This is a genomic window from Arthrobacter sp. BC5, from assembly GCF_056680255.1.
The window spans coordinates 429,432-453,644 of record NZ_CM155273.1; the positions used below are offsets into that span (position 1 = coordinate 429,432).

Consider the following 24,213-nt stretch of genomic DNA (forward strand, 5'->3'; position numbering starts at 1 on the left):
TCCTTGCCGGTCCACAGAGCTAGGATCATCACGCAAGACTGAGGAGACCTCCCACCACTGACCAAGGCCTTTATGGACAACGATCCGAACGATGCAGAGTTTCTCGCTACCTACCCGTGTAGCCCGAGTGTGAAGTGGCGGCTTTCGCAGGAGTCGATAGTTGTGGAGTCTTCGGATCCCCCGTGGTCACTGTCCGTCGACTTATCCGATGTGAAGGCGATCGAGTACAAGGAGCCCGGCTGGAAGGCGGGTTCTGCACGCATCGTCCGAGTGGACGATGTTGAGGAGAAGAACCACTCTCTGACCTTCGCCCTGACATCATCGAAGGACCTGCCGGAACGCTGGGAATTCTTGCAGAAGTTGGACTCGATAGTTCCTGACGTGCTTCGCATGAAGGTGAAAAACGTGCACCACGTCAGAACCGACGGCGCCACTGAGGTGGTGTCCGACGCTTCTGATCCGGTCGGTGAAGACCAAATTCCCAATGAGCGCGTCCCATCAAACCTCAAAGGAGAGCGGAGACTTGCTGCAGCGGAGCGAAAAGTTCTGCGGCAGGTCGAAACGGCGCGCATCATGGCCGAATCAGCGGCAGCGGGTTGGGCACGAAGCCTGGGGACGGCTCCGGATCCGGAGGGATTCGTAGGGGAGCCGCATTACACGCATTTGCGCTTGTACGAAGACCGCGTCATCGTCGTCGTCAAACTCTGGTCGGCGTCCACACCCAAAGGTGAGTATGTATTTCCGGTAAGCGAGATCGATGAGTTCCAGTGGGTACGTAGTCGGAACGTGCTGTTCATTCGCCTCCACAAGAGGGGTTCCTCGGATTATCTGGACGTCGCCTCTGATCCCCTGTCATCGAGATTCACCACCCGGGTGCAGGATGAGATGTTCGAAACAGTGCGGCGCGTCTACCCGAACATACCTATGGTGGAAGTCGGACTGCTGAACTCCATTCGAGGACGGTTCGACCCGGCGATGGTCCCCGACCGCACAGCCGAGGAATTTACTCGTGCGGCCCTCGGCCTCGTCCCTGGCTTCACAGACTCACAGCACATCAGTGACCCCGACAATATCCTGGCCATTAGTGACGATGGCAGCACGCTTTGTCTGATCCAGACCAAAACCAGGACCAGCCAGGTCTACCAGGCCCAGGACCTGATGTCAGTCGAGGTCTTTGAAGATGGCCGGTCCGTTGCACGCGCCAACCGCGGCCGGCAGATCGGTGCGGCCCTGGTGGGCGGATGGCTGGCCGGAGATGCCGGGGCGGTCATCGGCGGCCTGGGCGCCAAGTCAACAACACATGACGTCATCAAGAGTATGAGCCTGAGACTGGAGCTGGATGATTCCGCCAACCCGATCATCGACTTCAAACTAGTCAGGGGTCCAATAACAAAAGGGGGAAGCACCCACAGGTTGGCTGATAGGCGCGGAAGGACCTGGGCGTCTCTCCTGTCAGCCATGATCAGACGAAGCGATCGCGCCGAATCCGAGGCCCCAAGAGCTACAGCCACAGTGCCACCTGCTGACAGCATCGTGGACGAACTATCGAAACTGGCTGACCTGTACACCAGCGGTGCTTTGAGCAAGGAAGAGTTCGACCACCTGAAACAACGCGTCATCGGCCAGAACTAGGACGTACCTCAAGCATCGATCGGATATTGCCCTAAAGCAGTTCCGAAGCTGACATACAGCGAGCGCACACGTCACACATGTACGGTCGTCATGCAGGTCACAATGCTCCTGGACTCAACCGGGTCGGGGTCTTCGCCGGCGTGGCGATGACCGATATCAGCTTCGGTCACTTCGTCAGCACTAGCCTGTGTAGTGAACAGCACCAGCGGGCGGCCTCTGGCACCACCGCGACGGTCTCAAAACAGCCCTCTGGTTGGGTCTGGTGGAGCAGAGGATTTCATTGGCAGCGGTACAGCAGTGCACCACTGAGGGGTGTAGGAATGAGGCGGCGTTCTCGACGCTCACCAACCCGACATGGTGCACGGTGTGTCTGACCGGCATTCTGGGTGACCTTGGCATGGACGCGGTGGTTCCCTTCCCTGGTAGGGACATCCGCTGGAGGACTCGCTGCAGGATCTGTGCAGCGGAGTGTGACTACAAACTGGATTACCTTCTTGGGCTGAGCGCGCAGGACGGGCCAGTGTGTAGGCGGTGCCATTGGATTGAGTGGGCCCTGTCCTACAGCACCCCCACTGTCGTACCGAAGTCACTGGTGGGTGAGCGCCTCGAGGCGAAGGACTTTGAGCCGGTCGAGGAGCTCGCGGACCTACCCCGGGCTGACTGGCCGGTCATCACCCGCTGCACACGATGCGGTATCCAGCAGGTACAACGCCTGGGAGACCTCGGATTCGGGTGTGTGTGCTCTCGAAACATCAAGTCCAGCAGTGCTTCGTCACCGTTGGGGAAGGTTCGTGGAGCGAAGACCCTTTTCGTCGACTCCCAGAGCTCGGCGCTTCAGTGGTGGGACCATGACCGGAACGCGGCCTCTGCGCTGGCCACCGTCGCCGTTCGATCGAACAAGGCGCATCACTGGAGATGCCCTACATGCGGGCACCTGTTCACTGAAACAGTTTCCTGGATGACAGGAGGGGCTCAGTGCCCCGAATGTGAGACGAAGCGTCAGGCGGAGTGGGACGTCGAGTGGCAACGCTTGAAGGTCACTCCTGTTGCCGATGTCCCGGAATTGCTGGCCGCGTGGAACGATACGGACGACCCGCGGACCGTCATGGTTGCTGACAATATTGCCCGCAGATTCCGGTGCGAGAACGGGCACCAGCCGAGACCTACTCCCGTCCGGTTCCTCCATGCTGGCTGCCAGTTTTGCCGTTCAGCTCAAAAGGAGCAGGCACCGAAGGCCACCCTCGCCGATGCCCTGCCCGAGATCGCGGGCCAGTGGCATCCGACGCTCAACGGCACGCTGACACCGCAGACAGTCGTCCCGGGGTCCAAGCGCATGGTGCACTGGTTGGCGCAGTGCTGCGGGTACCAGTGGAAGGACCTGGTGAAGAATCGTGACAAGTACCAGCGTCTGCGCTGCCCCCAATGCCAGACTATTCTCGGCTCGCTCGGCTGGGTCGACCCGGGCCTGGCAGCTGAATGGGATCCCGCTAACCCCTCATCACCCTGGCAAGTGCGTCCACACGCTACGACCGCCTTCCTGCCCCGGTGGATCTGCTCCGTCAACCCCGCACACCGATGGAAAGCCAGTCTCACCTCCCGCTCCTCCGGGTCCGAGTGCCCTGAGTGCAAGCAGGCCGGCAAGTCCCGCGTCGAGCTGCGGCACAAGGACGCCGCGAAGGACATCTTTGACGTGGTGAAGTCCGGTCCCATCGTCCGCGACGAAGCGTTCATCACCCGAAAGCAGTGGTCAATCGACATCCTCATCGAACACGGTGGCAAGAAAATCGCCGTTGAGTACGACGGCGCCCACTGGCACCGGCCTATATCCAAGATTGAGGTCGACCGCTGCAAGAGCCTGGACCTATTAGCCGCCGGGTACCACGTCGTTCGCCTCAGAGAAGACGACCTGCCCTCACTTAGCATCAATTCCCCGAACTACCTTGAACTACAGGTGTACTCCACCGCCCCGAAACCAGAAGAAACACTCTCAAAGATCAAGCGCTGGCTCACCCCTGGCTATGACACCTTTGAATGGCCCCGGTAGGACGGAGTGAATTCTAACGATCGTCGCAACATCTGAGATGTAGAGGAGTTGCGTGGAGAGCAGCGCAATAAAGTGACGTTCTGAGGGTAGGGCATAACAGGCCCTACCACTATGACTTTTAAACGGGCAGCATCTTCAAGATCTCTCCGATTGTTTTCGCTACAGGCGCTCCCGCCTCACCGATTTTCTGCGCACTCGCGAGGATTTTATCTAGACGACCCTGTATCTTCTCAACTGGCAACGGCTGAGTCTGGATCTGGTGCTCGACCAACTCCCCAAGGTCAATCTGATCTTCACCAAGCAGTGGTTCCAGTACCCGGAGCTGCTCCAACATCAGCTTGACGAGACCTTGGATATCTTGCTCCGATGAATCGCCAAAGTTTGAATTGGTTACCGTGCTATCGTTGCCCACAAAATTTTTCACTTTTGAGTTCGCGCCAAACTTGATACTGTTATCGTTTTCCACGATTTTTACCTTCTTCCCTTTACCTTTAATTATATTGATGGTTGGCTTATTCCCTGGCTGAATTCTTCCTTCGACAAGCTCGGAGGCATCGCGCATCATGTACAGCATGCCGGCTTTTACGCCCTTGAATGTTTCTTTCAGCGACGCAAGCTCAGCTTCTCGGTTCTGATGCCGACTCGAGGCAATAGTCCTATAGATCTCAGCCTGCGGCCAGTCGTCATACTTGTTCTTAAGTAGGCGCTTTGCCGACCGGTATAGGTACTCATTTAGTGTTTCTGACTTCGACGGATCAAGCAAGCCCTGCCTGCATGCCCCGAGCACGGTCGCGAAAGTCTCCAACTCGCAGTGGAGTCGCACAGCATGGCGCCGAGCGCGCCCGACATCATTTCGACTGGCGGTATCCCGGTGAACGATAGTCCAAATCGCTGTTCGTGAATCGCCCGTTCTCATCCACTGTTGATCCATCACCCAATCAATATTTGCGTGATCGAACCCAGGATGCAAAGCCCTCGAGCCTGCGTACCGTGATATTACGACCATGGGCTTCCCGGGCAGGACCAGTTTCGGCAAGGGGGAGGGGAGGGTCTCGCGTAGCGATACAGGCAATGTCGCGGCCGCATATTCCGCCGTCATCTGTCCGCCCGCATCGAGCAACCGTCCTGCCCTCGCTTTTCCTACTCGTACTTTGATGTCGGCAATCTGCTCAATAATCCACTCGTTATCGCCGTTATAATGGGCGCGGAACTCAACCTCAGTACGGCCTACTCTGCCATCCGTGAACAGGCGACGACCGACAGGCTGCAATTTCAGCCCCTTAACCATGTGCGCCAACGGTCGATCAAAAACCAGTAGGCGAGAGGCGTCGCAGTAGTACTGCTCCCCCACCCAGGGCGGGATATTCTTTGACGGGTTGTCTACGACTCGGCCAAGCCTCCGAACGAAATCGAACCCAGTTACTGGATGTGGCCACATTGGTTTGATCAGGCGCTCTGATAAACCGCGTTCTGAAAATGGGCGAAGATCTGCAAAGGGGAGGGCGACCAAAATTCGCAACCCTTGAACCCCCTAAGCAAATGGAAGTCCTCCACCCGCGAGATGATGGAGGACAGTGCCGTGTCTAGATTGTTATTGCAATATGCAGTATTTCAGTTCTAGTTTCCTAAACTAAATTACTGTCTGCCTCGCTGTTTAGCGTGATTTTTCGATTGATCCATTCGATTCTCCTTATTCCTTGTTTTTTGTAGAACTACAATGGATGCACCTTATGGATAGGTGTTGGTAGTTCTACACCTAGTTGGTTATTTTTCTTTAGTTGATTTCATTGCGTTTATTGCGTTTGTACTCACGGCAACCGAGTTAATCTGCCCCCCGCCGGTGCCCTATGCGATCCGACGTCGAACAGGGAAAGTTTGCCATCACGCGAGCGTCTGCGCAAGGGCGTGCTAGTGCAACTAGCGAGGACCCAACTAAGTGGCGGGGGTGTGCGTGGTTCAAGTGATTACCAGGAGCGTTGTGGGCGCCCTGGGTGCCCTGGGTGCTCCAGGTGCTGCTGGTACCAAGTGCCAATGTGGCGAAAGCTGGGAATAAGCTGTGGACGAAATACGAAACGTCGGCGCGACTGTGACGAGGACTGCGCAAACTAAGTCAGTACTCGGAGCGTGTTCTTACTGCTGGTCACTGCTGTAATTAATCGACTCCAGCAAGTCATGCAGCTGGAGTCCGCTCACTGGGAGCGCTTATTCACTGCACCTGGTGCACGGCAACACTCCTAGTGTCCCGTTATGCGTCCGGTAACTGGTCCTCTCACTACACTTGAGTCGGTCAGAGCGGGCATATATGGGGGATCGATGAGATACACGGTAATCGTTTTAGGTGCTGTCCTGACAGCAACCGTCTTGACCGGGTGCGCCGCCGGAAGCCCTTCCGCATCACCCCCGTCTACACCGCAGTCCTCTGCGTCGGCGGGTCCCATCTCGCCAGCATCAGGCACGCCCACGGCGGCAGAAGCCGCCACATCAACCACCACAGCTCCCGCAACTGATCTCCCAGCGGCTCCTGCCCCTGATGGCACACGGGCGCACCCCTACGATTTCGGTGTGTTCGCCACCTCCTCCCTCAACAGTGTGTGGGATGTCACGATCACCGAAACGAACACCGACGCGACCGGGTACGTCCTGGCAGAAAACCCGCACAACCCGGTGAAAGAGGGCTGGCAATACGTTCTGGGCCGGATGAACTCGGAGGTAAACACGAACCTCAAAAGCTCTGATGCCGGGCAGCCCATACCCCCAAGCTCTGTCATGCCAGTGTTCATTGGCAGCGACGGGAAAATTTACGACATCTGGAACGACGACAACTCAGCTGTCGTGCTCACCGAGGCCTGGATCAGCCAACCCGAAATCATCGGCCAGTCAGGTGTCACCTCAACCGGACTCTTCGCCATCCAGGTCCCCAGCACCGCCACACCCGGAGGTCACTTCGCCACCCGCAACGAGGTCAAAGGCACCCTCACCCACTTCGGCCCCGCCCAATAACCACCGGACGGGTGAACAGAACCCCCATCAGTGGCCCTACACCGGATTCCCGATTCCAGTTCCGTGTACCACCGGTCACCACAACCTCGGAAAATCGTGGTTCAGCAATGCCCGTACGACCCGTGGACTCCTGTCATACCCGTTAACTAGACGCGAGAGGAAATCATCCTCAGCTGTGATCTGGTGAGCAGAAACGGATTGAAAATTCTAGGAGCCAGCGGCCCTGAAGCCATTGGGCGCTTGCGGCTCCTGGACACCAGCGCCTTCTCGGTGGCTGCGTTGGCGGTGATCCTGGAGCTGGCGCGTATTAGAGCATTTCGAGGGGTTGTGGACGTGTCGGCGCCGGGAACACGCGATCGAGGCGCTCGAGGTCGGTGTTGCTGAGGTGAAGGTCGCGGGAGGCGGCGTTCTCCTGCACATGCTCGACGGCGGAGGCCTTTGGGATCGCGAGGACGTTGCCGGTGCGCATCGTCCACGCCAGGGCGACCTGCGCGGGCGTCGCTCTAAGATCACGCGCGATCCGGGTGAGCTCCGGGGTGCCGAGTAACCGTCCCTGCTCCACGGGGGAATAAGCCATTAGGGGCATGTTCGCCGAAGCAGACCACGGCATCAGGTCGAACTCCGGACCACGACGCGTCAGAATTTACAGCACCTGATCAGTCTGACAGCCCCGGGATTGCGAAATCAGCTCACGCGCGACGTCGAGGGGAATACGTTCCTGCTCCACACGGTAGGGGCCCTCCCATTCCGGATCAGTAACGGTCTCGTAAGCGGTCCGTTCGGCGAGGGTGAGTAGGGGTAGGTTTCTACGAGTCCGAAGCAGGTTCTTGCCTCTGCGGTCTTCGCGGATGCCAAACTTGCGGTAGTTATCCAGGGCGGCTGTGTCCATTAGTACGGTCCGGACATTGAGTCCTCGGCTGCGGTAGTCGTTGACGATCTCAAACCCATCGGCGTCGAGGTCGCCCCAGTAGATGACGGTGGTGCACGTAGTGACCCACGGCAGGAGCGGAATGTGTTTCGGTCCCGCGTCTCCGCCGCCTTGAATGGCGATCGCGTGATCGAAGTGCGGGAAGAAAAGGACGGTGTCCTTATTTTCGGTGATGATGATGGTGTTCGGCCGGTAGGCGGGGGTGGCGTTATCACCGATCGTGAAGCTGTCGTGCCTGCGGCCGCCATTGTCCAGATGCATCGGGTCGAGGTAGGTGTAGTGCACAGTGCGAGGGCGGTCCACGAGGCCGAGGTTGTCCCGGCCACTGAGATGGCGGACGAGGTGCTGACTGGTGTTAAGCCATTTGCCGTCTAACCCTTCAATGGGGACCTGCCGTGGGGTGAGGCCTGTCGCGTCATGGGTCTGGAACCAGGACGCGACAGTGAGTAGCAGGTCGAAGTCGACGGGGGACAAGGTGGTGAGCTCGCGCAGGATCGAGGCGGGATCTGCGTCAGGGAAGCGGGTTGCGGTGATAGCGGCACGGTCCCGGGCGGAGCGGAGCAAGATGGGCCATTTGCCGCCGAGCAGCCGGGCTGCGGTGTCGGGGTCCGGAAGCGTCACATGGGTGGGTAGTTTCTGGGCGGTGCCGTGGACCCGGCGGGGGCTTTCATCGAGCTCTATCCGGTAATCACTGGCTACGTCACGCCAGTGCTGGCCCCAGCGCAGGGCGGACGGGAAGTCCGCTTCCAGTGCCTTACCGGTCAGTGCACCAAGGTTGATCCGCCGGGGCCAGTCGGCAACCGGGTTAAGGACCGCCTGTTGCCAATTTCCTTCCATCCACCTGTTGAGTACCGCAAAGACTTGTTCGGGGGTTTTCATACCGTCTCCAGTACAGAGGTGTCAGCCACCTTTTCCGAGTCCGTGGTGTCGGTGACTTTCCGCACCGGGCTGATCTGCGAGTAAAGGTCGGGCTTGTTGATGCCGATGATTAAGTCCACGTGTCGTTCAATACCGCTGACCTTATCCAGGGGAGCGCCGATGATGAGCTGAAAGCCCAGCTTCTTCCATGCCCCAACCGCGCGTCCAGCGAACTCGGCATCGGCTTTAATGAACCCCTCGTCAAGCAGGACCGGGGCAAACCGGGGCCGGGTGCTACTTTCCTCGTCCCCGAGTTGATAACGCAGTGCGGCACCAACGATAAACGCGATGAGTTCCTGCGTTTCGCCGCCGCTTTTTCCGCCGAGGCTGTCGTAGACGCTGAGCTGATTCCCATCCGTATCGATCCGCTCGGCAGTAATCACGATGTGCCGGTGCACGTCCAGGTACGTCTCCCGGGTGTTGGTCGCCCCCTTGGGCAACGTATCGGGAGTGCGGATCAACATGATAAAGGAGTCAATCTCCTTAAACCGGGCATCAGTTTCTTCATCCGTGGAGATACCCGCGTCGGTCGCAGTTTCCGCAATTTTTCGCAGGCGCCGTTTGAAGGCAGTGACTTCCGGCATGTTCAGCGGGCGGAGCCTGATCTGTAGGCGATCCATGTCCCGGCCGAAGGGGATGTTGGTGAGGATGTCGTTAACAGCATCAAGGCGCTCTCCGATTCGGTCGACTGCGTTCCGCATGGTGAAGGAGAGGGGAACGAGGTCCCGCCCGGACCACAAGGCCATCTCGCGCTTGAACTCCTTTCGGCCTTCAGCTCCCCTACGCTGGCGTCTGCGGCGCGTTCCGCGAGGTGGCGGAGGACTTTCTTGAATGAGTCCAGAAGCCGGTCCAAATCGCCGGGGACCCCGTACTCGGCGAGCATGGCGTCGAGGCTGGCGTGCTGTTCGCCGGTCAGGGCAATGGTTTCCTCTGCATCGTCGATTGCCCGAGAGAGGGTGTCCTGCCGATCTACGAGGGTGCGGTATTCCTCGTCGAGGGTCTTGATGTCCGTGCCGGAGTTGGCGCGGCGGACGATGGCGTCCTCAAGTTTCGTGGTAAGAGCCTTGCCTTTGGCTTCGAGAGTGGCGAGCTTGTCGTTGGAGTTGCGGACCCGGTCCCGTTCGGCGCTGGATTCAGCGATTCGACTGTCTACGGCGGCGATGTCGATGTTCTGCCAAACGGTGTCGAGGACGTATTGGCTCGCTTCGCGCCAGCTTTGGAGATTTCTACCCTGCTCGTCAAGGTTTCTACTGCTTTTAAGCAGCTCTCCGAGCGTGCCGTCCAGGCTGTTGAGGCGTTGTTCGATATGCCGACGGTGGGCTTCGTTGGAGAACCCGATGACAAACTCGCCGTGTTTTCCACCGTGCGCGCCCTTGTCGCCGTCCTTAATCTGTCCGGTCAGGGTCACCTGCGGCGTATCGCCGGGGATGAAGTCTGCGGCGGTTGCCACGAGCTGGTGGCTGAACTGCTTGGCGATCTGCCGTTCGACCCACCCCCGGTAGGGTGAGGCAGCGAATTCGAGTGTGGCGGCCAACGTGCCCTCGAGCATGACTGTCCCAGATCGACCGATGTCGGCGACGCGGAAGTTGATCCGGTCGCGCAACGGTAGGGAGTTAATACTGCGGCGTAGGTTATCGGCGGTATTCCGGTCCACGAGCATCACGGTGGCGAAACCACGCATGACGAGTTCTCCGGCCTGCCGCCACTGCTCATGCTCGGGCAGAATGTCAACCAGTTCGGCCACGAACGGTAGGTCCGCAGGGTCCATGACAGCGCATTCGGCTATCTTCGCGCGAGCGTCGAGGTACCGCACCGGCAGCTTGGTAGTGCGGCCTTTGAGGGACTGATACTCACGATCTAGTTCTTTCCGTTCGTCCTGTAACTTCCAGACCTCGCGCTTGACCCCATCGAGCTGCCCGGTCAGCTCGCTATTTCGTTCTTCGAAGGAGCCAACGAACCCCTGGGCCGTCACCGTCAGGGCGTCGAATTCCTCTTGGTCCTCCGGCGCGGACCTACCCAGCGCTTTGGTGCGGACGGTGAAAGTGAGCAGGGCTTCGGCAGCCCTGTCGCGTTCGACCTCCAGATCGGTCAGGCGTCCCTCGATCCGCTCCAACTTCTCCCCACCATTGGCACGCTGGTCTTCCCTGTTCTCATCCACCCGGCGCTTCAGGTCCCGTTCCTCATTGGACGCTGTGCGGTTGTCCTCGGCGGCGGCCTTGTGCGCGGTCCGGTTGGTGTCGGAGGCATCGTCGAGTAAGGCTTTCTCGGTGATGTGCTGCCAGAGAAGGAACGGGGTGAGCCCTTCGGCGTGGATGCGGAACGTGTCGATCTCGTCACGGGCGTGCTGCGCGGCGATCATATCCTCGTGATGCCCGGGGATCGGTGTGAGGACTTCGACTTTCTGTGCGGCGGTTTGCATGGCGTCGTGGGTTTTGGCTAGATCGTCGAAGTGGCCAATTACCTCGTCGGCTTTGGCGTAGGTTTCGGGTCGTTCCAGCACGAGCTGCTTATAGAGCGCATCCACGGATTTGACGTGCTGGCCGCCTTGAATCCGGGCGAGCAGTTTCATTGCCTTGGCGCCGTCCCCGTTTTGCCCGATGCTGAGCTTCGCGTGGGTGGTCTGTGCGAACGTGGCGTAGGAGAGGTGGTTCTGCATGGCCGGGTACCGGCTGGTCAGGGCCCGAGGTAGGAACTTGTCGATGGAGAATTTCTCCATGTCCTTTAGGTTTACGGTGCCGTCCATGGTGAGCATGCGCATGGTCAGTCCATCAGCGGAGGACGCCCCAACCTTCGCGTGGTAAAGGCGGATAGCGGTGAAGGTCCGGCCGTCGTCGTTGCGGAAGGTCGCCGCTATCGCGGACCATGTGGCGGTGTCTCTACCCCGCAGCACGTCATCGACTAGCTCGTCGGTTTTCGCGTCCCGGACGGTGTCCACGGTGCCCTTAATGTAGGACAGGGCACTGCGCTGGTCCTTACCCCGGGCCCTGCCCTTGCCCTCGTTGGACGCCCCGTTGAACGGGGTGTTCGAGTCCATCATCAGGGCGGTGTACGCGTCGAGCAGGGTGGACTTGCCGGTGCCGGAGGGCCCGCTGATCAGGGTCGCGCGGTCGAAGTCCACGCGGTGGTAACCATGGAAGGTGCCCCAGTTGACCAATTGCATCCGTTCGAGGGACCACTGGGGGTTGTCCTCCACAGTGAAGAGGGGAACGCCGTTCATGCTTGTGTACCGCCTTCTATGTCGCTGATGACCCATTGCCGCAGTGCGTGCAGCTTCTCGACGGTCAGGACGGAGTTGATTATCGGGGCGATCCGGAATCGTTCCGTGTCACCTTCGACCTTCATCAGGAGGCCCTCATCGACCAGCCCGTCGATGGATTTGGATTCTCTGCGTCGGGTCTCGACGTGGTTCGTGCTGTCGGCCCGCCGGTAACTTTCTAACCAGCCCAGCAGCTCCTCCCGGTCCACATGCACCGCTGAGGCACCGCTGGACCATTCCCGGGCGTAGCGTTCGCGCAGCTCGACCAGCAGTACCGTTTCCTCCAGCGTGTACTGGCGGTCGTGCAGCAGGGTCGGGAATGTCTCTCCAGTTTCCGAGACGGCGCTGCGCTTGTACGCGTACTTCCATTCCTCATCGAGGACGAGCACTTGGAAGAGTTCGTTCAGGCGCATTTCGATCGCCGCGCGAGAATCGAGCAGCGTCTTCCACTCGTGCGGGTGCTTGTCGGCGGCGAGGTACTTACGTTTGAGCAGCACGATTAGGGCCTTGCGCTGGGGCAGGGTAAGTTCGCCTCGATCGCCTTCGAACAGGCCGCCGCCGGCATCGTTCTCGTCCTCGAGACCAAGATCAAGATCTTCTGGGTCTTCCTCCGAGAAACCAGGTTCCTCGGGCACATCAACATCGATCGACTGGTAGGTCACTGGGCCTCCTCGGCTTTGGCGAGGGCATCACGGTCGCCGTCGGTAAAGGTTAAGTGCGGTGCCCGGTAGGTGACCCGGGTACCGTCGGTGCGCACCGCTTCGAACACGTCCTCGCCGTCGCTGCGAGTCAAGGCTTCACCCGCTACGTGCAGGACGCCGAGAACCTCAACGGGGCGCCGGTCGGCCTCGGGCAGGCGGTTGAAGATGTCGGCGGCGGTCAAGGTCCGGTCACCCGCCAGCCCTTCCAGTAGCGCCGAGCGCAGCCCTGTGAAGGATGGCCCGCCCTGCCGGCGGATATCCTCGGCGGACAAACCACCGCCATCCTCCCCGGCGTCCTGCAGCGGGGGCGGGGGCGCATGCTCGGCCGGGTCATAGGGACGTTCGCGCAGAGTGGCAACTTCCAGCTTGGCCGGCGTCAGCGGCAGCGCTGTGCGGGTGCGCACCCCGGACCGCTCAATCCGGTCGGCCAGCTTCTGCTTCAGGTCACTCAGCAGCGAATCCAACTCTTGACCGCGCAGGGCCTCCCGCTGGACCAGATTAGTGCGCAGGGTTCCAGTGAGGTGCCGCTGCTGTTCCTGGATGGTCTTCACCCCACCCACCAGCAGCCCAGCGAGTGCGGTGACCCGTTCCTGGTCCGTCCGGGACAGGGAACGGGCAAACGGGTGGCTGAGGATGGTCTCGATGTCGGACCGGAGCGAGGCGAGCATCGCCTCCCGGGCGAGCAGATTCAATGCCCCTTGGTATGCACGGCCCTCGACGGAGTCGTTCAACGCATCCCGTGAGCGTGCCATGTAGTTGCCGACGACCTCGCCCTTGGGCCGCTCATTGGTGCGGAAGTCACTGATGATTTCCCGATGCATTTTCGACACGAGTTCTTCCACCCGCTTGAAATCTGAGGGCAGGTCGTTGAGCAGGTCGGCGAGGTTCAGGAATGTCTCGAGCATTCGATCATCGGAAGCGGCTTCAACCACACCTCCTGCAGAGATTCGGTCCCGTTCGGCGCTTAGCTCGATAATTCGCTGGTTCAACCGCTGGAGACGTTCTTCGGGGTCCGGGTTCGCGTCCATGGCGCTCTGCCGGGCCACGTCGAGGATCGTGCGGATGCGGGACTCGGAGAGCAGGGCACGCTCACCGCCGAGGTTCTGCACGAAGTTCATGGCATCCTGCGCGTGGGAGGTGAGAGCGTAAAACTCTTCCCCCTCCTCGCGGGAGTCAAGAATCAGCCATTTGCGCCGAACCCACTCCCGACACAACTGGCGGGACTGGGTCGCATCGGGGAGATCCTCATAGCCCCGGGTAATAAGAATTTCCAGCAAGGCCCGCACATGAGAATGGAGAGTGCTGGCAGCTACCTGCGTGAGGTCCCGGGAGAACGTTGCCCGAAAGATCGCCACGACTAACGGGGCGTTCTTTTGGTTGAGTAGTCCAAGCGCCGGGCGCTCAAACGCAGCCTGCGCCCGGTTCAGTTCCAACACGATGTCTGCCACGTTGACCTCCTTAATGGGCACGATAGGTGATGATTCCGACAAAAGCGGAAGTCTCCGAAACGGTTGATAGAAACGTCCGGTGAGTAAGAGATGCGCGGGCCGACGCAGGGGTGAATATGACCGAAGGATTTTTGACCAGTCTGTTCCAGATACGTCCCGCGTCTGTGCGCAAGTTGCCCCACGGTACCCGCAGGTACTGGCCGCCGAAGACCAGCCCAGTCAACATCATCGAACTTCGTCAAGACAGAAGCAGCTCGTCGAACCGAGCGTACTGCCTTGATGAACGACGCATGTCCTTTGGCCCGCCGTACCACACCGGACCATGCCTTCCTCCCACAAAAAGCCTATCTGATTCTACCCGTCCTTCTTCAAAAACTATTCCCGATGCGTCTATCTCTCAATTATAAGAGAAGTCGGACTCCTGAATGTGAAGGAAAAGCGCAGGAATACAGCAGGATTACGTGAATCAATCTAAAGGTTACAGCCTAAACGACGGTACGGACATCAGTACGCTACCGATGTCTTCTCGACATGGACTCCTAGCGGAGGAATCTGTTCCACGCACGCGAACAAATCGATCGCGCACGTCCTAAGATAATCGCCCAAAATTGATGCTTAGGCAGCGTTCCAAAGTGCGCTGATCCTCGTCGTGGTCCTCCACCGGTGGAAGCGACCAAGCTGGACAACCCTCCCTCGCAACTGATTTGTCCTCCGGCCCTCATCCACCGCACAAAAACTACCCAGAAATTCGCCTCAAGAGACGTTGGGACCGCCCTTGACGTTGTTCGGCACTATATCGACGAGGCGAAAGCGTTCAGTCGAGGAGTGTGGACGACCCGGCCATTAAACGATTTCGGTGTCGGGAAAAACCCATCTACCGGCACCATATTTTCTGGATCACAAGTGACACCTGCACGCGAAACGCAGCCCGGGCAGTCGATCTTCGCGACGACCTCGTCCCAGAGCGCAGACAGCTTCGCCTTCTCGTCGGGGGTCATGTGTCGGGTGCACCCGGACTTGCGCGCGCCTCCCGGCCAGTACGCTCCGAGGTTCTGGCAATCCGTTCCGGTCCTCGTGGGACGGGCGCAAACCTGCGCCAAATCCGCGTCCATGGCCTCTAGCCTGGCTTCCTCGCGTTCCCATGCGTGCTGCAGACGCGTGCGGTAGTCGAGGTCATCTGGCCCTGCTAAGGAGACGAAGTAGTGCAAACCATCAGGGCTGAGAGGATCTCTCCATGCGCGACCCCGGGAGCTTCGCTCGGCGACGCGGGGGTTAGTCTCTACCAAATCAATCGCCCGCCTCCATTCGCCCAGGGCCTGGTTGAAAGACCGGGACATGCCTTCAAACTGCATGGACTCGTCCGGGCGAAGAAGACAGTCCGGATCTGTCCGGAGCGTAGTCTCCGCCCGCTCATAAATCTCGAAAGCCTTTGAAAGCTCTCGACCGGCAACAAGCAGGTTTCGTTCAAGCTTTGCCTCTATCGACAATGGGCTCATAGCCTTCTGTGCCTTCATGCGAGCAGAATAACAACAATAGCGAGCACTCCGTTGAGCGGCTTCAGAAGACGCCTTCCTGACAGTGTTGATGCGTCACGCCATTCGCGCGCATCACCATACCCATCACACTCACCATACCCCTGAAACTCATGGTGCTCATCATTTCTTGGCAGCCCTTCGGAGAGCTCGTCATCGTTTTTCATACTGGTGACACTAGAACACGAACGACGAAAGTCAAAATGGCCGTTTCCCACCCGCTGAGGCATTCCTCACAATGATGAACAATCCCCGAAAATGGGGCATGTAGAAATTCTTCACATCTGTGAACACTACTCTGCTAAAGCCATCTAAAAGACAAGGGAACTACTCACCTGAACAGCGGACTCAAACATTCCTGCCACCTTTCCCAGAGCTCACCCGGGGAACATTCCAATCACCCTACGAGAACGTGACACCAGGCGCCTGGCACCGAGATGAGCATCACCTCACAAAGTGGTCACCAGCTCACCCCCACCGGAAACCTCACACCGCACCACATCACGGGGAACATTCACCACTACACGAGGAGTACATCGCATACCAGGCCCGTTGCTGACACAGACCCTGCAAGACAGTCCCCATCCTGCGAACGCGGTAAGCAGCGAAGGGGACTGTCCGATAAACGGTGTGTGGGGTCCGGCGGTTTTCATCAGTAAGTGGTCTTCTCGAACCGGCCCGCGAAGGTAATCGCGAACGCGTTGAGCGCCGGCTTCCACCTGATCACCCAGCGTGCTTTGCCGCCGCCAGTGGGGTCAAGGGACCGGGTCACGAGATACAGGCATTTCAGCGCCGCGGCCTCGTTCGGGAAGTGGCCCCTGGCGCGCACCGCTCGGCGGTAGCGGGCGTTGATCGACTCGATCGCATTCGTCGTGCAGATGACCCGTCGGATCTCCACGTCGTATTCGAGGAACGGCACGAATTCCGCCCAGGAGGATTCCCAGAGGTTTACGATCGCCGGATACCGCTGGCCCCACTCGGCTGCGAACTCCGCGAACCGGTCCTTCGCCGCCGCTTCGGACGGCGCGGTGTAGACGGGTTTGAGGGCTTTCACGATTCCGTCCCGGTGTTGCCGGCCGGCGTAGCGGAAGCTGTTGCGGATCAGGTGCACGACGCATTGCTGCACGACGGTCCGCTCCCAGGTCGTGTTGATCGCCTCGGGCAGGCCTTTGAGCCCGTCGCAGACGGCGATGAGCACGTCCTCGACGCCTCGGTTTTTCAGCTCGGAAAAGACCTGCAGCCAGAACCTCGCTCCTTCACCTCCGTCGCCGGCCCAGATGCCCAGGATGTCGCGTTCCCCGTTCGTGGTGACGCCCATGACGACGTAGAACGGGGTGTTGCGGACCTGCCCGTCCCGGACCTTGACCACGATCGCATCAACGAAGAGGACCGGGTAGAGCGGGTCCAGCGGACGGGAAGCCCACTCGCCCAACTCGCCGGCGACCTTCTCCGTGATCCTCGAGATCGTGTCTTTGGAGACCTTGGCCCCGTAGACCTCCTCGAAATGCGCGGCTATTTCACCCGTGGTCAGTCCGCGGGCGGAGAGGGAGAGGACGATCTCGTCGATGCCGTCCAGGCGTCGTTTCCGTTTGGGTACGATCACCGGCTCGAACGAACCGTCCCGGTCCCTTGGCACTTCGATTTCGACCGGGCCGATCTCGGTCAACACCGTCTTCGGCCTCGTACCGTTGCGCATGTTCTCTGCGATCGGTGTCTGCCCGTGCTCGTGCCCGAGGTGCTCGGTCAGCTCCGCTTCCAGAGCGGTTTCCAGCACGTTCTTCGTGAGCTGGCTCAACAAGCCACCAGGGCCAACCAGGCTCACGCCCTGCTCCTTCGCCTGGGCGAGCAGGCGTTCAGCAAGGTCCTTCTGATCGATGGTTTCTCCCGTCACAGGATCGATCATCGCCTCTGATACTTCGGTCGTGAAGTCGTTCACGGCCATCTCCTCTCGGATCAGGCCGAACCCTCACACACCGTTTTTCTGACAGTCCCCAGCGAAGGGTTGGGGTAAGGGTTCGGGTCGCAGTGTGGGTGTTTCGTGGTCTACGCCTTTTGAGGTGGACCGTGTAGCTCGCTTTGAGTGGAAGGGGATGAAGATGCGGTGTGGATGGGGACTGTGGTGCTTGATGAAGGTATGTGGCTGGGTGCGCGCTGTAGGTATGGAGCCGGGTGCAACTGGTTCCGCGTCGCTCTCAGTGCAGGACTTTGTGTCACCGGCACGCCGTTCTGGGTTGGTCGTCGTGGGGTAGTCGTCTTTGTAGCGTGGAGGCATCATCACCGAGGATTGGGGATCGATTTGATGCAGGCAGAGCTACCTGGACATATCACCGACGTGGTCAATGACTTCTTGAAGCTCGGCGATGGGGATGAACTGTATAGAACGGGTCGGGCGCGTAGCTGGGACTACTGCTACACCTACTTCCGCCGCCAGCCTGAGCCGACGAAAGACATGGAGATGAGCTGCCTCCAGCTCGGCTACTACCTGGCCAGCTGGGGCATGCTACGGGGATCGAGTTATCTCTTCGCCCACACCAACGCCCACCATTACACGAAAGCGATCCGCGTCATCGAGGACCTCAACCCAATGATGAGCACGATCGACGCGAACAACTACCTCCAGTCGGACGCACAGGACGCCATCCTCACTGCTTACCGTGAGCTTCGGGCCGTACTAGTCCCACGCAATGTCTCGCACGTAACCCTCGTGGGGAAGGTAATGCTCGGAGTATGGGGGTGCGTCCCCTCCTTCGACACATACTTCCGCCGAGGGTTCCGCCAGTTAGCCGCCGACCAGGGCCATGAAGCGGCGTTCAACTGGGTCTCCCCCGCGTCCCTCACCCTCCTCGGTGACTTCTACGAAGGACACCGTGAGGAAATCGAAGCGCTCGCCGCCCGGCCTTCGATCCTTACCTTCGAGGGAGAACTTACGCACATTCGCCTTCCGCTGGCGAAGGTGATCGACATGTACGGCTTCCAGAAGGGATATACGAATTGAGGGCCTGGATGGGTTCACCCGATAACCTTCGCCCCGTCGTTAGCAGGGCCTGGTAATGGAGCGATGTTCGCTTGAGGCCGCTCCTCATGCTGGGGATATTTACGGAGCGGTACGGAAGTGGGGTCGTCGTTGAATCGCTCGGTATATCGCGGTCGGGGTGAATACCGAGAAGCTCCACGGTGGTGAATCGACTGCCGCTACGGGCGTTAGCAGCACACTTTCGACATCTACTCAGGATTTCAGCACGGGTGCCCGATTCAGGAGTTCGACCCGCCCCACGCACTCGCAGGTTTACCTTCCGCCTTCGGCTTCGGTAAACCCGCTGTTACTACGATCGGCACGTTTGAAGAGCGACACCGCATCGCAGTGTACGAGCAGCCCGCTAGGTGGGTGCTGACACGACGGTGATCGTGTTGCCAGGTTGTTCACGACAGTTATCTGTAAGGCGTACACCGCGGTTGCAGGACAACCTGAGCGTGCCGAACGATTTAGTGCGCTGGTGTGCACCTCACGTCTTACTGCCTTCAGTGACGAACCACTGACCTAGTCCAAGTGCTTCAATATCGTCGCGTACTCGGTGGTCATTCATGCGCCCACCGGATGACAGCAGATCCTGGGGTGAAGGGAACGGCAGCGACGCCACACCCACTGGATAACTGTCACCGCCATGGGACGCCGGAGACGTCGAACTCCAGGTACATGCGGCCCCACCCACGTGAATGAAGACGGTAGGAGCCCGGCGCTGCATCGCGTACGCGTACATCTGATACTGGTCCATCATCGCCATCGTTCCCACGGAGAGAACGGAAAGGATCTTGTACTTAGCATCGATGACGAGCAGAGCGCCGGAGGGATCCCGCAGTTCTATGTCAGGACGTTTGGACCTCAAGGATTCACGGAACAGATGTAGCTCTTGGGCGGGAGCGTCGAGGGTGTAGCCGGCCGCAGCGAAACGACGCCTCAGAATCTCCTCCCATAGGTCTGAGGTCACGACCTTCAGGCTGACCGCTACGGCATTGTGTCCAAGCCCAGTGCCAAGACCAATGGTGTGCGATAGCAGAGCTCGAGCAGCCGTGTACGCATCTCCAGGGGCACCAGCGGGCAGCAGCTGATGGGGCAGCGGGCCCTCGCGTAACGCGGAAACAGGCGAGAGGATCGTGATTGCCGTCAGCTGTGCATCTACTCGTAGTGCACGCTCGCGGGCGGACCTGTTGCGCTGGCCTACGCCGTTTAGTTCCGCGAGGCATTGTCGTAGTGCGGACCGTATGGTCCTCCACACAGGGGTGTTAGTGCTGAGTTCGGTGTACTCGCAGGTGATGCTCTGCTGCCTATACGCTTTGCGCTGGAGAAGCTGATCGACGAGGACTTTGCCGCGGATAGCCGAGAGCGCACTGGTGGCTCGCCGGAACTCATGCTTGTGCTGGCGGACGGCCTCTACCGCGAGCTTGGTGAACTCTTCGAGGAACACGGTTCGTAACTGGGGGTACTGCGTTGTTGCCGCCGAGCTCAACAGCGCGGGTAGGTCGTCACTGGACTTCGGCGTGAGCTGATCCATGCTTTCGATCAGCGTCCACATCGCCCGATCGTCCTCCGGGAAGTCCGTAACCTCTACGGGGCGATTATCGAGTGCTGGATCCGTACGTGGAGGCATCACTTCTGTGAGCAGTGGGGCAGCGCTCTCTGTGTCATCTGATGCAGCTCGCTCCGTGGAGCTCAGGACGACCTGACGAGTCGACATCAATGCCTCGGCCATGTTGGTTGGGTCCCCGGGTAGGAGTCCAGTGGTTGTGTGAGTTTCGCATCCGATAATGGGTGCAGGAGGAGATTCACGAATCATGGCACGCAGACACACCCCGGAGCAGGTCATCGCGAAGGTCCGGCAAGGCCAGAAGATGCTCAATGACGGCCGGCCGATGGTCGAGGTCATCAAGGAACTCCAGGTCACCGAGGCGACCTGGTACCGGTGGCTGAACCAGTACGGGTCCGAGAAGAACGCCGAGACCTCGAAGCGGACCAGGGAGTTGGAGAAGGAGAACGCACGGCTGAAGAAGTTGCTGGCCGACCAGATCCTCGCCAACGACATCCTCAGCGAGGTGGCGAAGGGAAAATTCTGAGCCCCGAACCCCGACGCCGTGCCGTGCGCATGGCGCAGGAGAAGTTCGGGGCGTCCGAACGCTTCGCCTGTAGGGTGCTGGGCCAGAACAGGTCCGCGCTGCGCAAGGGCCGCCCGGAGACCAGCTTCGAGGAAGCCCAGTTACGCGCCGATCTGCGGTCGGTCGCGGTGAAGCATCCGGCGTGGGGGTGGCGGAAAGCCCGGTGGCACCTGCTCACCCAGCCACGCTGGGACGGGGCGGTGTTGAACACCAAGCGGATCCGCCGACTCTGGCGCCTCGAGGGGCTGACCTGCAAGCCCAAGGCGAGGAAGAAACGCAGGACAGGGCCCGGCGCCGGGGAACACAAACGCCTCACAGCTCAGTACCCGATGCATGTGGTCAGCTTCGACTTCCAGTCCGACGTGACCTCCTGCGGCCGGCATATCCGGTTCTTCAACGTCATCGACGAATACACCCGCACCGCCTTGGCGATCATCCCGCGCCGGTCCTTCACCGCCACGGACGTCGTCGCCGTGTTGGAGGACGTCATCGCCGAAACCGGGATCACCCCGACCTACGTGCGCTCGGACAACGGACCCGAATTCACGGCCGCCGCCCTGACCGCCTGGTGCAACACGGCCGGGGTGGGCACCGCGTTCATCGACCCCGGATCACCCTGGCAGAACGGGTTCGCGGAGTCCTTCAACGCCCAATTCAGACGGGAACAACTCACCGGAGAAATCATCGACACCATGGCCGAAGCCAGCTACCTCGCCCAGGAATGGAAGGACATTTACAATCATGAACGGCCCCACGGATCCCTCGACGGAATGACACCCTCGACATACTGGAAACGCTGGACCGCAGACAACCAACGAGCTATCGCATAGCCACTGGACTGCCAACGGGGACCCAATCAATGTCGTCAGGGACCGCAATGAAATCCATTTCGTACACGGTCACATGTTGTTGCCGTCTCTCGCTCTGAAGCCGATGAGTAGTTCGCGGCTCGCTGCTGTTTCTTCGCCAGGCTTTTGGGTGAATTCGCAGCACAACTTCCTGACCAGCTTCTGTGCGGAGGACGACGACGCCAATACCGTTACCATTACTGCTAGCCCTGAAATACCGGATGGCTTTCATCACTCGCCGCCGTCAGCGCTTCCACTCTCTGCAGCAACTGTTACCTTTTCCTGTCGGGGTTCCTCCACTAGATGTGGGCGTCGTCCGATGCCGCGTCCGCTGTAGTCAACGACGACTCTAATGTTGACCCCTTTGTCGTTGATGAAAGGTGGTGACTCGATACTTTGGATCTCTTTCAGGTCTTCTTCCGTGACCAGGAAGGTTTGAGCCACTTCAGAGAGCTGCTCTAAGATCGCGGTGCATATCTCTAGAGGCTCGGCCTGAGTGAAGAAGTAGGAGTGGCCGATAAGAGCATCTGGACCTACAAGTCGTCGTAGATTCTCATTAAGTCGCCCCCACCAGGTGATAGTGGCAGTGAGTAGGGGTGAAAGCTCTTGGGAGGGACGAGCGGCACCGAGCTCATGAATCAACAGTGCGGGTTCCATTGGGCTGATGGTGGACCAGTGGAATCTACGACGCAGAGCTAGATCGATCGTGCCGACAGATCGATCGGTGCTATTCATTGTCCCAAGGACGTGCAGATTATCCGGAACAACGAGGAAGTCGCGCTTGTCACTGTCGGGCGTTTGGAGGTGCGCTGAGTACACATAGTCGTCCAGGACGTAGTCCGGGTTTGCAGCTAATTTCTCGTTGAGCGCGCGAATTTCGTCTTCTGTGAACGTTGCCTGGTGTAGGTGCTCTGCTGCCTGAAGTTGCTGTACAGGGAAACGCTTTGAGCCCTCGAGGACGAGGAGGAGATCGCCGAGGACGGCTGCCGTGTTGGCTCGGTTGATCTCGTCGATGACCAGGAGGTACTCATGTTCAGGGTCACTGATCGCTTGGTGACACATCTGAAGGAAGATCCCGTCCCGTGGGCTGAAGGTTTCCCCGTCGGGGCGTAAACCACGCACGAACTCCTCATAGGAGGTGGAGGGATGGAAAACGGTCGTCTTGATGCGCCCGTCGTATCGATCGGCGAGCTGACTGACCATATGAGTCTTCCCAACACCGGCGACCCCAACAGCTAGCACGTTCTTGAACTTCTTGAGTGCTTGTCTCGTCAGTGCGGCTGCATCGTGCGCTTCGTCCACCTTCACCACTCCTCCTATGGTCTGTGCCTCTGCGGTGGAAGTTTTTATGAAGTCCCAGTATTTGAGAAGACATGAAGTGAGCTGGCCTCGGAGTGATTCTCGTCCTTCACTCGTGGATCCGTAGAGAGCGTCCGCAGCATTGTCGTACTCCTGAACAAGGTAGGAGGAACCGTAGCGGATATACCCCAGTTCCTGACGGATGGTACGAGTGCTCGCGAGGATAGTGTCAGGCCAGGACAAAGCTGGAGGATGGGTTTCGCTCAGCGCGTACGAGAGGACCAACCGTTTTTGTTTGCGATAATACAGCAGGGCTATATATATCCCCTTTGCAACAGTTTGATCGCCGAGCGTGAAGGTCATATGAGCGACATCAGCCGGCCCACCCATCCCAAAACTTGCTTTCACCCTAAGCTCGGAAAAAGTTTCTATTTTGTACTGTTTTTGACCCAGGTCGGGACGAGGTTGGTCAGCGTTCTTAAGAAACTGTTGCAGGTTTTCCTCGACGACTACTTCCGCTATGCGGGCGAGCTCAACTTCCATGTCGTCAAGAGAGGGTTCGGCGTCGAACGCGCCTGTTGAAGAATCAGTGGAAGATGGGACGTTGGACTGCTCCTCTGGGAAAGTCCGAATCTTATAGGTATACGGCGATGCCTGAACGATGGGGGAAGAATCGAAATTCCTCCTCATCGTGTCGCGGATGACGCGGTTCACAGAGACTTCAGGCCTTTTACCCCGAGTGTCGACATAACCCTGCGCTTGAGCGTAGCTCGCGATATCCCTGGCCTTTAACGCTTCCGGTTCATGGTCCTGCAATGTTTTAATGACAGCTTCATACCATGAGCTCATGGAGTACCTTTCGCCGAGAATAAGCGCCGTTGCGACTATATACGGCATTCACGAGGTGAGGATGCAAGCGATCAGGTTCGTCCGCTTCCTGGCGGGGGCTGAGGAGGGAACAGCTGGCTTGTTGGGGTGTCACATTGTTGGAGGGCTGGTCGGAGAGGTTCTCCTGAGTAGTTTCCCAGGGCAGCTCGTAGGTGAAGCGGATCGGCTGGTGTCCTTCGGGTTTCCAATCCTTCAGAATTCTGACCTCTCCTCCTCGTCCCTGCGGAGTGCCGTCATGAGGATTAGTTCACTCGGGTGCTCGAGGGCACTGTCGACTTCGTTGATGGTCAGTTCGACCTGGTCGCCGGGTCCTCTGGTCCTCTGGTCCTCTGGTCCTCTGGTCCATTTAACCTCCGCCCGGAAATATTCTCCACTTGCTCGTGAGCAGAGGGTTTCGTCGGGCTTACCTAGTTCCTTCACTGTCCAGTTATGAGAGCGGTAGGGTGCCAGGGCCACTTCCACGGATTGCCGTTCCACCGGCTTGCGGATCGCGGCGACAGATTCATACCGGGATAACTGCGGGCTCCAGCGGGAGCCTGTCGTTTCGACCGTACTCGCCAGTCCGGTGGCG

At 59.2% G+C, this 24,213-nt stretch carries 17 protein-coding genes; 5 read left to right on the forward strand and 12 right to left on the reverse strand.

What is annotated here, in order from left to right; all coding sequences use genetic code 11:
* Positions 1-72 precede the first annotated feature (72 nt).
* Positions 73-1,632: an SHOCT domain-containing protein gene (locus AC1MFI_RS01800; protein WP_479819192.1), complete on the forward strand. Its 1,560-nt coding sequence runs from the start codon at positions 73-75 to the stop codon at positions 1,630-1,632.
* A gap of 397 nt (positions 1,633-2,029) precedes the next feature.
* On the forward strand, positions 2,030-3,676 hold the full coding sequence (locus AC1MFI_RS01805) for a zinc-ribbon domain-containing protein (protein WP_479820971.1): 1,647 nt from the start codon (positions 2,030-2,032) through the stop codon (positions 3,674-3,676).
* Positions 3,677-3,794: 118 nt separating this feature from the next.
* On the opposite strand, the gene AC1MFI_RS01810 is transcribed toward AC1MFI_RS01805, so the two are convergent.
* On the reverse strand, positions 3,795-5,027 hold the full coding sequence (locus tag AC1MFI_RS01810; RefSeq protein WP_479819194.1) for a hypothetical protein: 1,233 nt from the start codon (positions 5,025-5,027) through the stop codon (positions 3,795-3,797).
* Between the two features lie 1,211 nt (positions 5,028-6,238).
* Between AC1MFI_RS01810 and AC1MFI_RS01815 the strand changes: the two genes are divergently transcribed.
* Complete coding sequence (locus tag AC1MFI_RS01815; protein ID WP_479819196.1) at positions 6,239-6,676, forward strand: hypothetical protein; 438 nt, start codon at positions 6,239-6,241, stop codon at positions 6,674-6,676.
* Between the two features lie 307 nt (positions 6,677-6,983).
* Here AC1MFI_RS01815 and AC1MFI_RS01820 read toward each other — a convergent pair whose 3' ends face one another.
* The 9 genes from AC1MFI_RS01820 to AC1MFI_RS01860 all read right to left on the reverse strand — a co-directional run bounded on the left by AC1MFI_RS01820 (position 6,984) and on the right by AC1MFI_RS01860 (position 17,362).
* The gene (locus AC1MFI_RS01820; protein WP_479819198.1) at positions 6,984-7,286 is read right to left on the reverse strand and encodes an aldo/keto reductase; all 303 of its coding nucleotides are present in this window, start codon (positions 7,284-7,286) and stop codon (positions 6,984-6,986) included.
* Between the two features lie 33 nt (positions 7,287-7,319).
* Complete coding sequence (locus tag AC1MFI_RS01825) at positions 7,320-8,483, reverse strand: Wadjet anti-phage system protein JetD domain-containing protein (RefSeq protein ID WP_479819200.1); 1,164 nt, start codon at positions 8,481-8,483, stop codon at positions 7,320-7,322.
* On the reverse strand, positions 8,480-9,106 hold the full coding sequence (locus tag AC1MFI_RS01830; RefSeq protein WP_479819202.1) for an SbcC/MukB-like Walker B domain-containing protein: 627 nt from the start codon (positions 9,104-9,106) through the stop codon (positions 8,480-8,482). Before AC1MFI_RS01830 ends, AC1MFI_RS01825 begins: the two co-directional genes overlap by 4 nt.
* 2 nt (positions 9,107-9,108) lie before the next feature.
* Positions 9,109-11,739, reverse strand: a complete 2,631-nt coding sequence (locus tag AC1MFI_RS01835) for an ATP-binding protein (protein ID WP_479819203.1) — start codon at positions 11,737-11,739, stop codon at positions 9,109-9,111.
* On the reverse strand, positions 11,736-12,440 hold the full coding sequence (locus AC1MFI_RS01840) for a DUF4194 domain-containing protein (protein WP_479819204.1): 705 nt from the start codon (positions 12,438-12,440) through the stop codon (positions 11,736-11,738). Before AC1MFI_RS01840 ends, AC1MFI_RS01835 begins: the two co-directional genes overlap by 4 nt.
* Positions 12,437-13,927: a DUF3375 family protein gene (locus AC1MFI_RS01845; protein WP_479819206.1), complete on the reverse strand. Its 1,491-nt coding sequence runs from the start codon at positions 13,925-13,927 to the stop codon at positions 12,437-12,439. The genes AC1MFI_RS01840 and AC1MFI_RS01845 overlap by 4 nt, the downstream gene beginning before the upstream one ends.
* A 791-nt stretch (positions 13,928-14,718) precedes the next feature.
* Positions 14,719-15,441, reverse strand: coding sequence for a hypothetical protein (locus tag AC1MFI_RS01850; protein WP_479819207.1), 723 nt, complete (start codon positions 15,439-15,441; stop codon positions 14,719-14,721).
* Positions 15,438-15,626, reverse strand: coding sequence for a hypothetical protein (locus tag AC1MFI_RS01855; protein ID WP_479819209.1), 189 nt, complete (start codon positions 15,624-15,626; stop codon positions 15,438-15,440). The genes AC1MFI_RS01850 and AC1MFI_RS01855 overlap by 4 nt, the downstream gene beginning before the upstream one ends.
* Before the next feature lie 485 nt (positions 15,627-16,111).
* A complete protein-coding gene (locus AC1MFI_RS01860; RefSeq protein WP_479820873.1) occupies positions 16,112-17,362 on the reverse strand; it encodes an IS256 family transposase in 1,251 nt (416 codons plus the stop codon).
* 393 nt (positions 17,363-17,755) lie between these two features.
* Between AC1MFI_RS01860 and AC1MFI_RS01865 the strand changes: the two genes are divergently transcribed.
* Positions 17,756-18,454: a hypothetical protein gene (locus tag AC1MFI_RS01865; RefSeq protein WP_479819211.1), complete on the forward strand. Its 699-nt coding sequence runs from the start codon at positions 17,756-17,758 to the stop codon at positions 18,452-18,454.
* 508 nt (positions 18,455-18,962) lie between these two features.
* Here the strand turns inward: AC1MFI_RS01865 and AC1MFI_RS01870 are convergent.
* Positions 18,963-20,207: a 5-methylcytosine restriction system specificity protein McrC gene (locus AC1MFI_RS01870; protein WP_479819212.1), complete on the reverse strand. Its 1,245-nt coding sequence runs from the start codon at positions 20,205-20,207 to the stop codon at positions 18,963-18,965.
* 82 nt (positions 20,208-20,289) lie between these two features.
* Here AC1MFI_RS01870 and AC1MFI_RS01875 point away from each other — a divergent pair.
* A protein-coding gene (locus AC1MFI_RS01875; RefSeq protein ID WP_479817562.1) for an IS3 family transposase occupies positions 20,290-21,437 on the forward strand; the annotation gives its coding sequence in 2 pieces (ribosomal slippage) (positions 20,290-20,563 and positions 20,563-21,437; 1,149 coding nt in all).
* A gap of 249 nt (positions 21,438-21,686) precedes the next feature.
* Here AC1MFI_RS01875 and AC1MFI_RS01880 read toward each other — a convergent pair.
* Positions 21,687-23,603: an AAA family ATPase gene (locus tag AC1MFI_RS01880; protein WP_479819214.1), complete on the reverse strand. Its 1,917-nt coding sequence runs from the start codon at positions 23,601-23,603 to the stop codon at positions 21,687-21,689.
* Positions 23,604-24,213: the final 610 nt, after the last annotated feature.

Coding starts and splice junctions, on each gene's coding strand:
- AC1MFI_RS01850 (WP_479819207.1), bottom strand. CDS start 15,441: ATGAAGGCACAGAAGGCTATGAGCCCATTGTCGATAGAGGCAAAGCTT.
- AC1MFI_RS01805 (WP_479820971.1), top strand. CDS start 2,030: ATGGACGCGGTGGTTCCCTTCCCTGGTAGGGACATCCGCTGGAGGACT.
- AC1MFI_RS01880 (WP_479819214.1), bottom strand. CDS start 23,603: ATGAGCTCATGGTATGAAGCTGTCATTAAAACATTGCAGGACCATGAA.
- AC1MFI_RS01860 (WP_479820873.1), bottom strand. CDS start 17,362: ATGATCGATCCTGTGACGGGAGAAACCATCGATCAGAAGGACCTTGCT.
- AC1MFI_RS01800 (WP_479819192.1), top strand. CDS start 73: ATGGACAACGATCCGAACGATGCAGAGTTTCTCGCTACCTACCCGTGT.
- AC1MFI_RS01820 (WP_479819198.1), bottom strand. CDS start 7,286: ATGCCGTGGTCTGCTTCGGCGAACATGCCCCTAATGGCTTATTCCCCC.
- AC1MFI_RS01855 (WP_479819209.1), bottom strand. CDS start 15,626: ATGAAAAACGATGACGAGCTCTCCGAAGGGCTGCCAAGAAATGATGAG.
- AC1MFI_RS01870 (WP_479819212.1), bottom strand. CDS start 20,207: ATGGCCGAGGCATTGATGTCGACTCGTCAGGTCGTCCTGAGCTCCACG.
- AC1MFI_RS01835 (WP_479819203.1), bottom strand. CDS start 11,739: ATGAACGGCGTTCCCCTCTTCACTGTGGAGGACAACCCCCAGTGGTCC.
- AC1MFI_RS01830 (WP_479819202.1), bottom strand. CDS start 9,106: ATGCCGGAAGTCACTGCCTTCAAACGGCGCCTGCGAAAAATTGCGGAA.
- AC1MFI_RS01825 (WP_479819200.1), bottom strand. CDS start 8,483: ATGAAAACCCCCGAACAAGTCTTTGCGGTACTCAACAGGTGGATGGAA.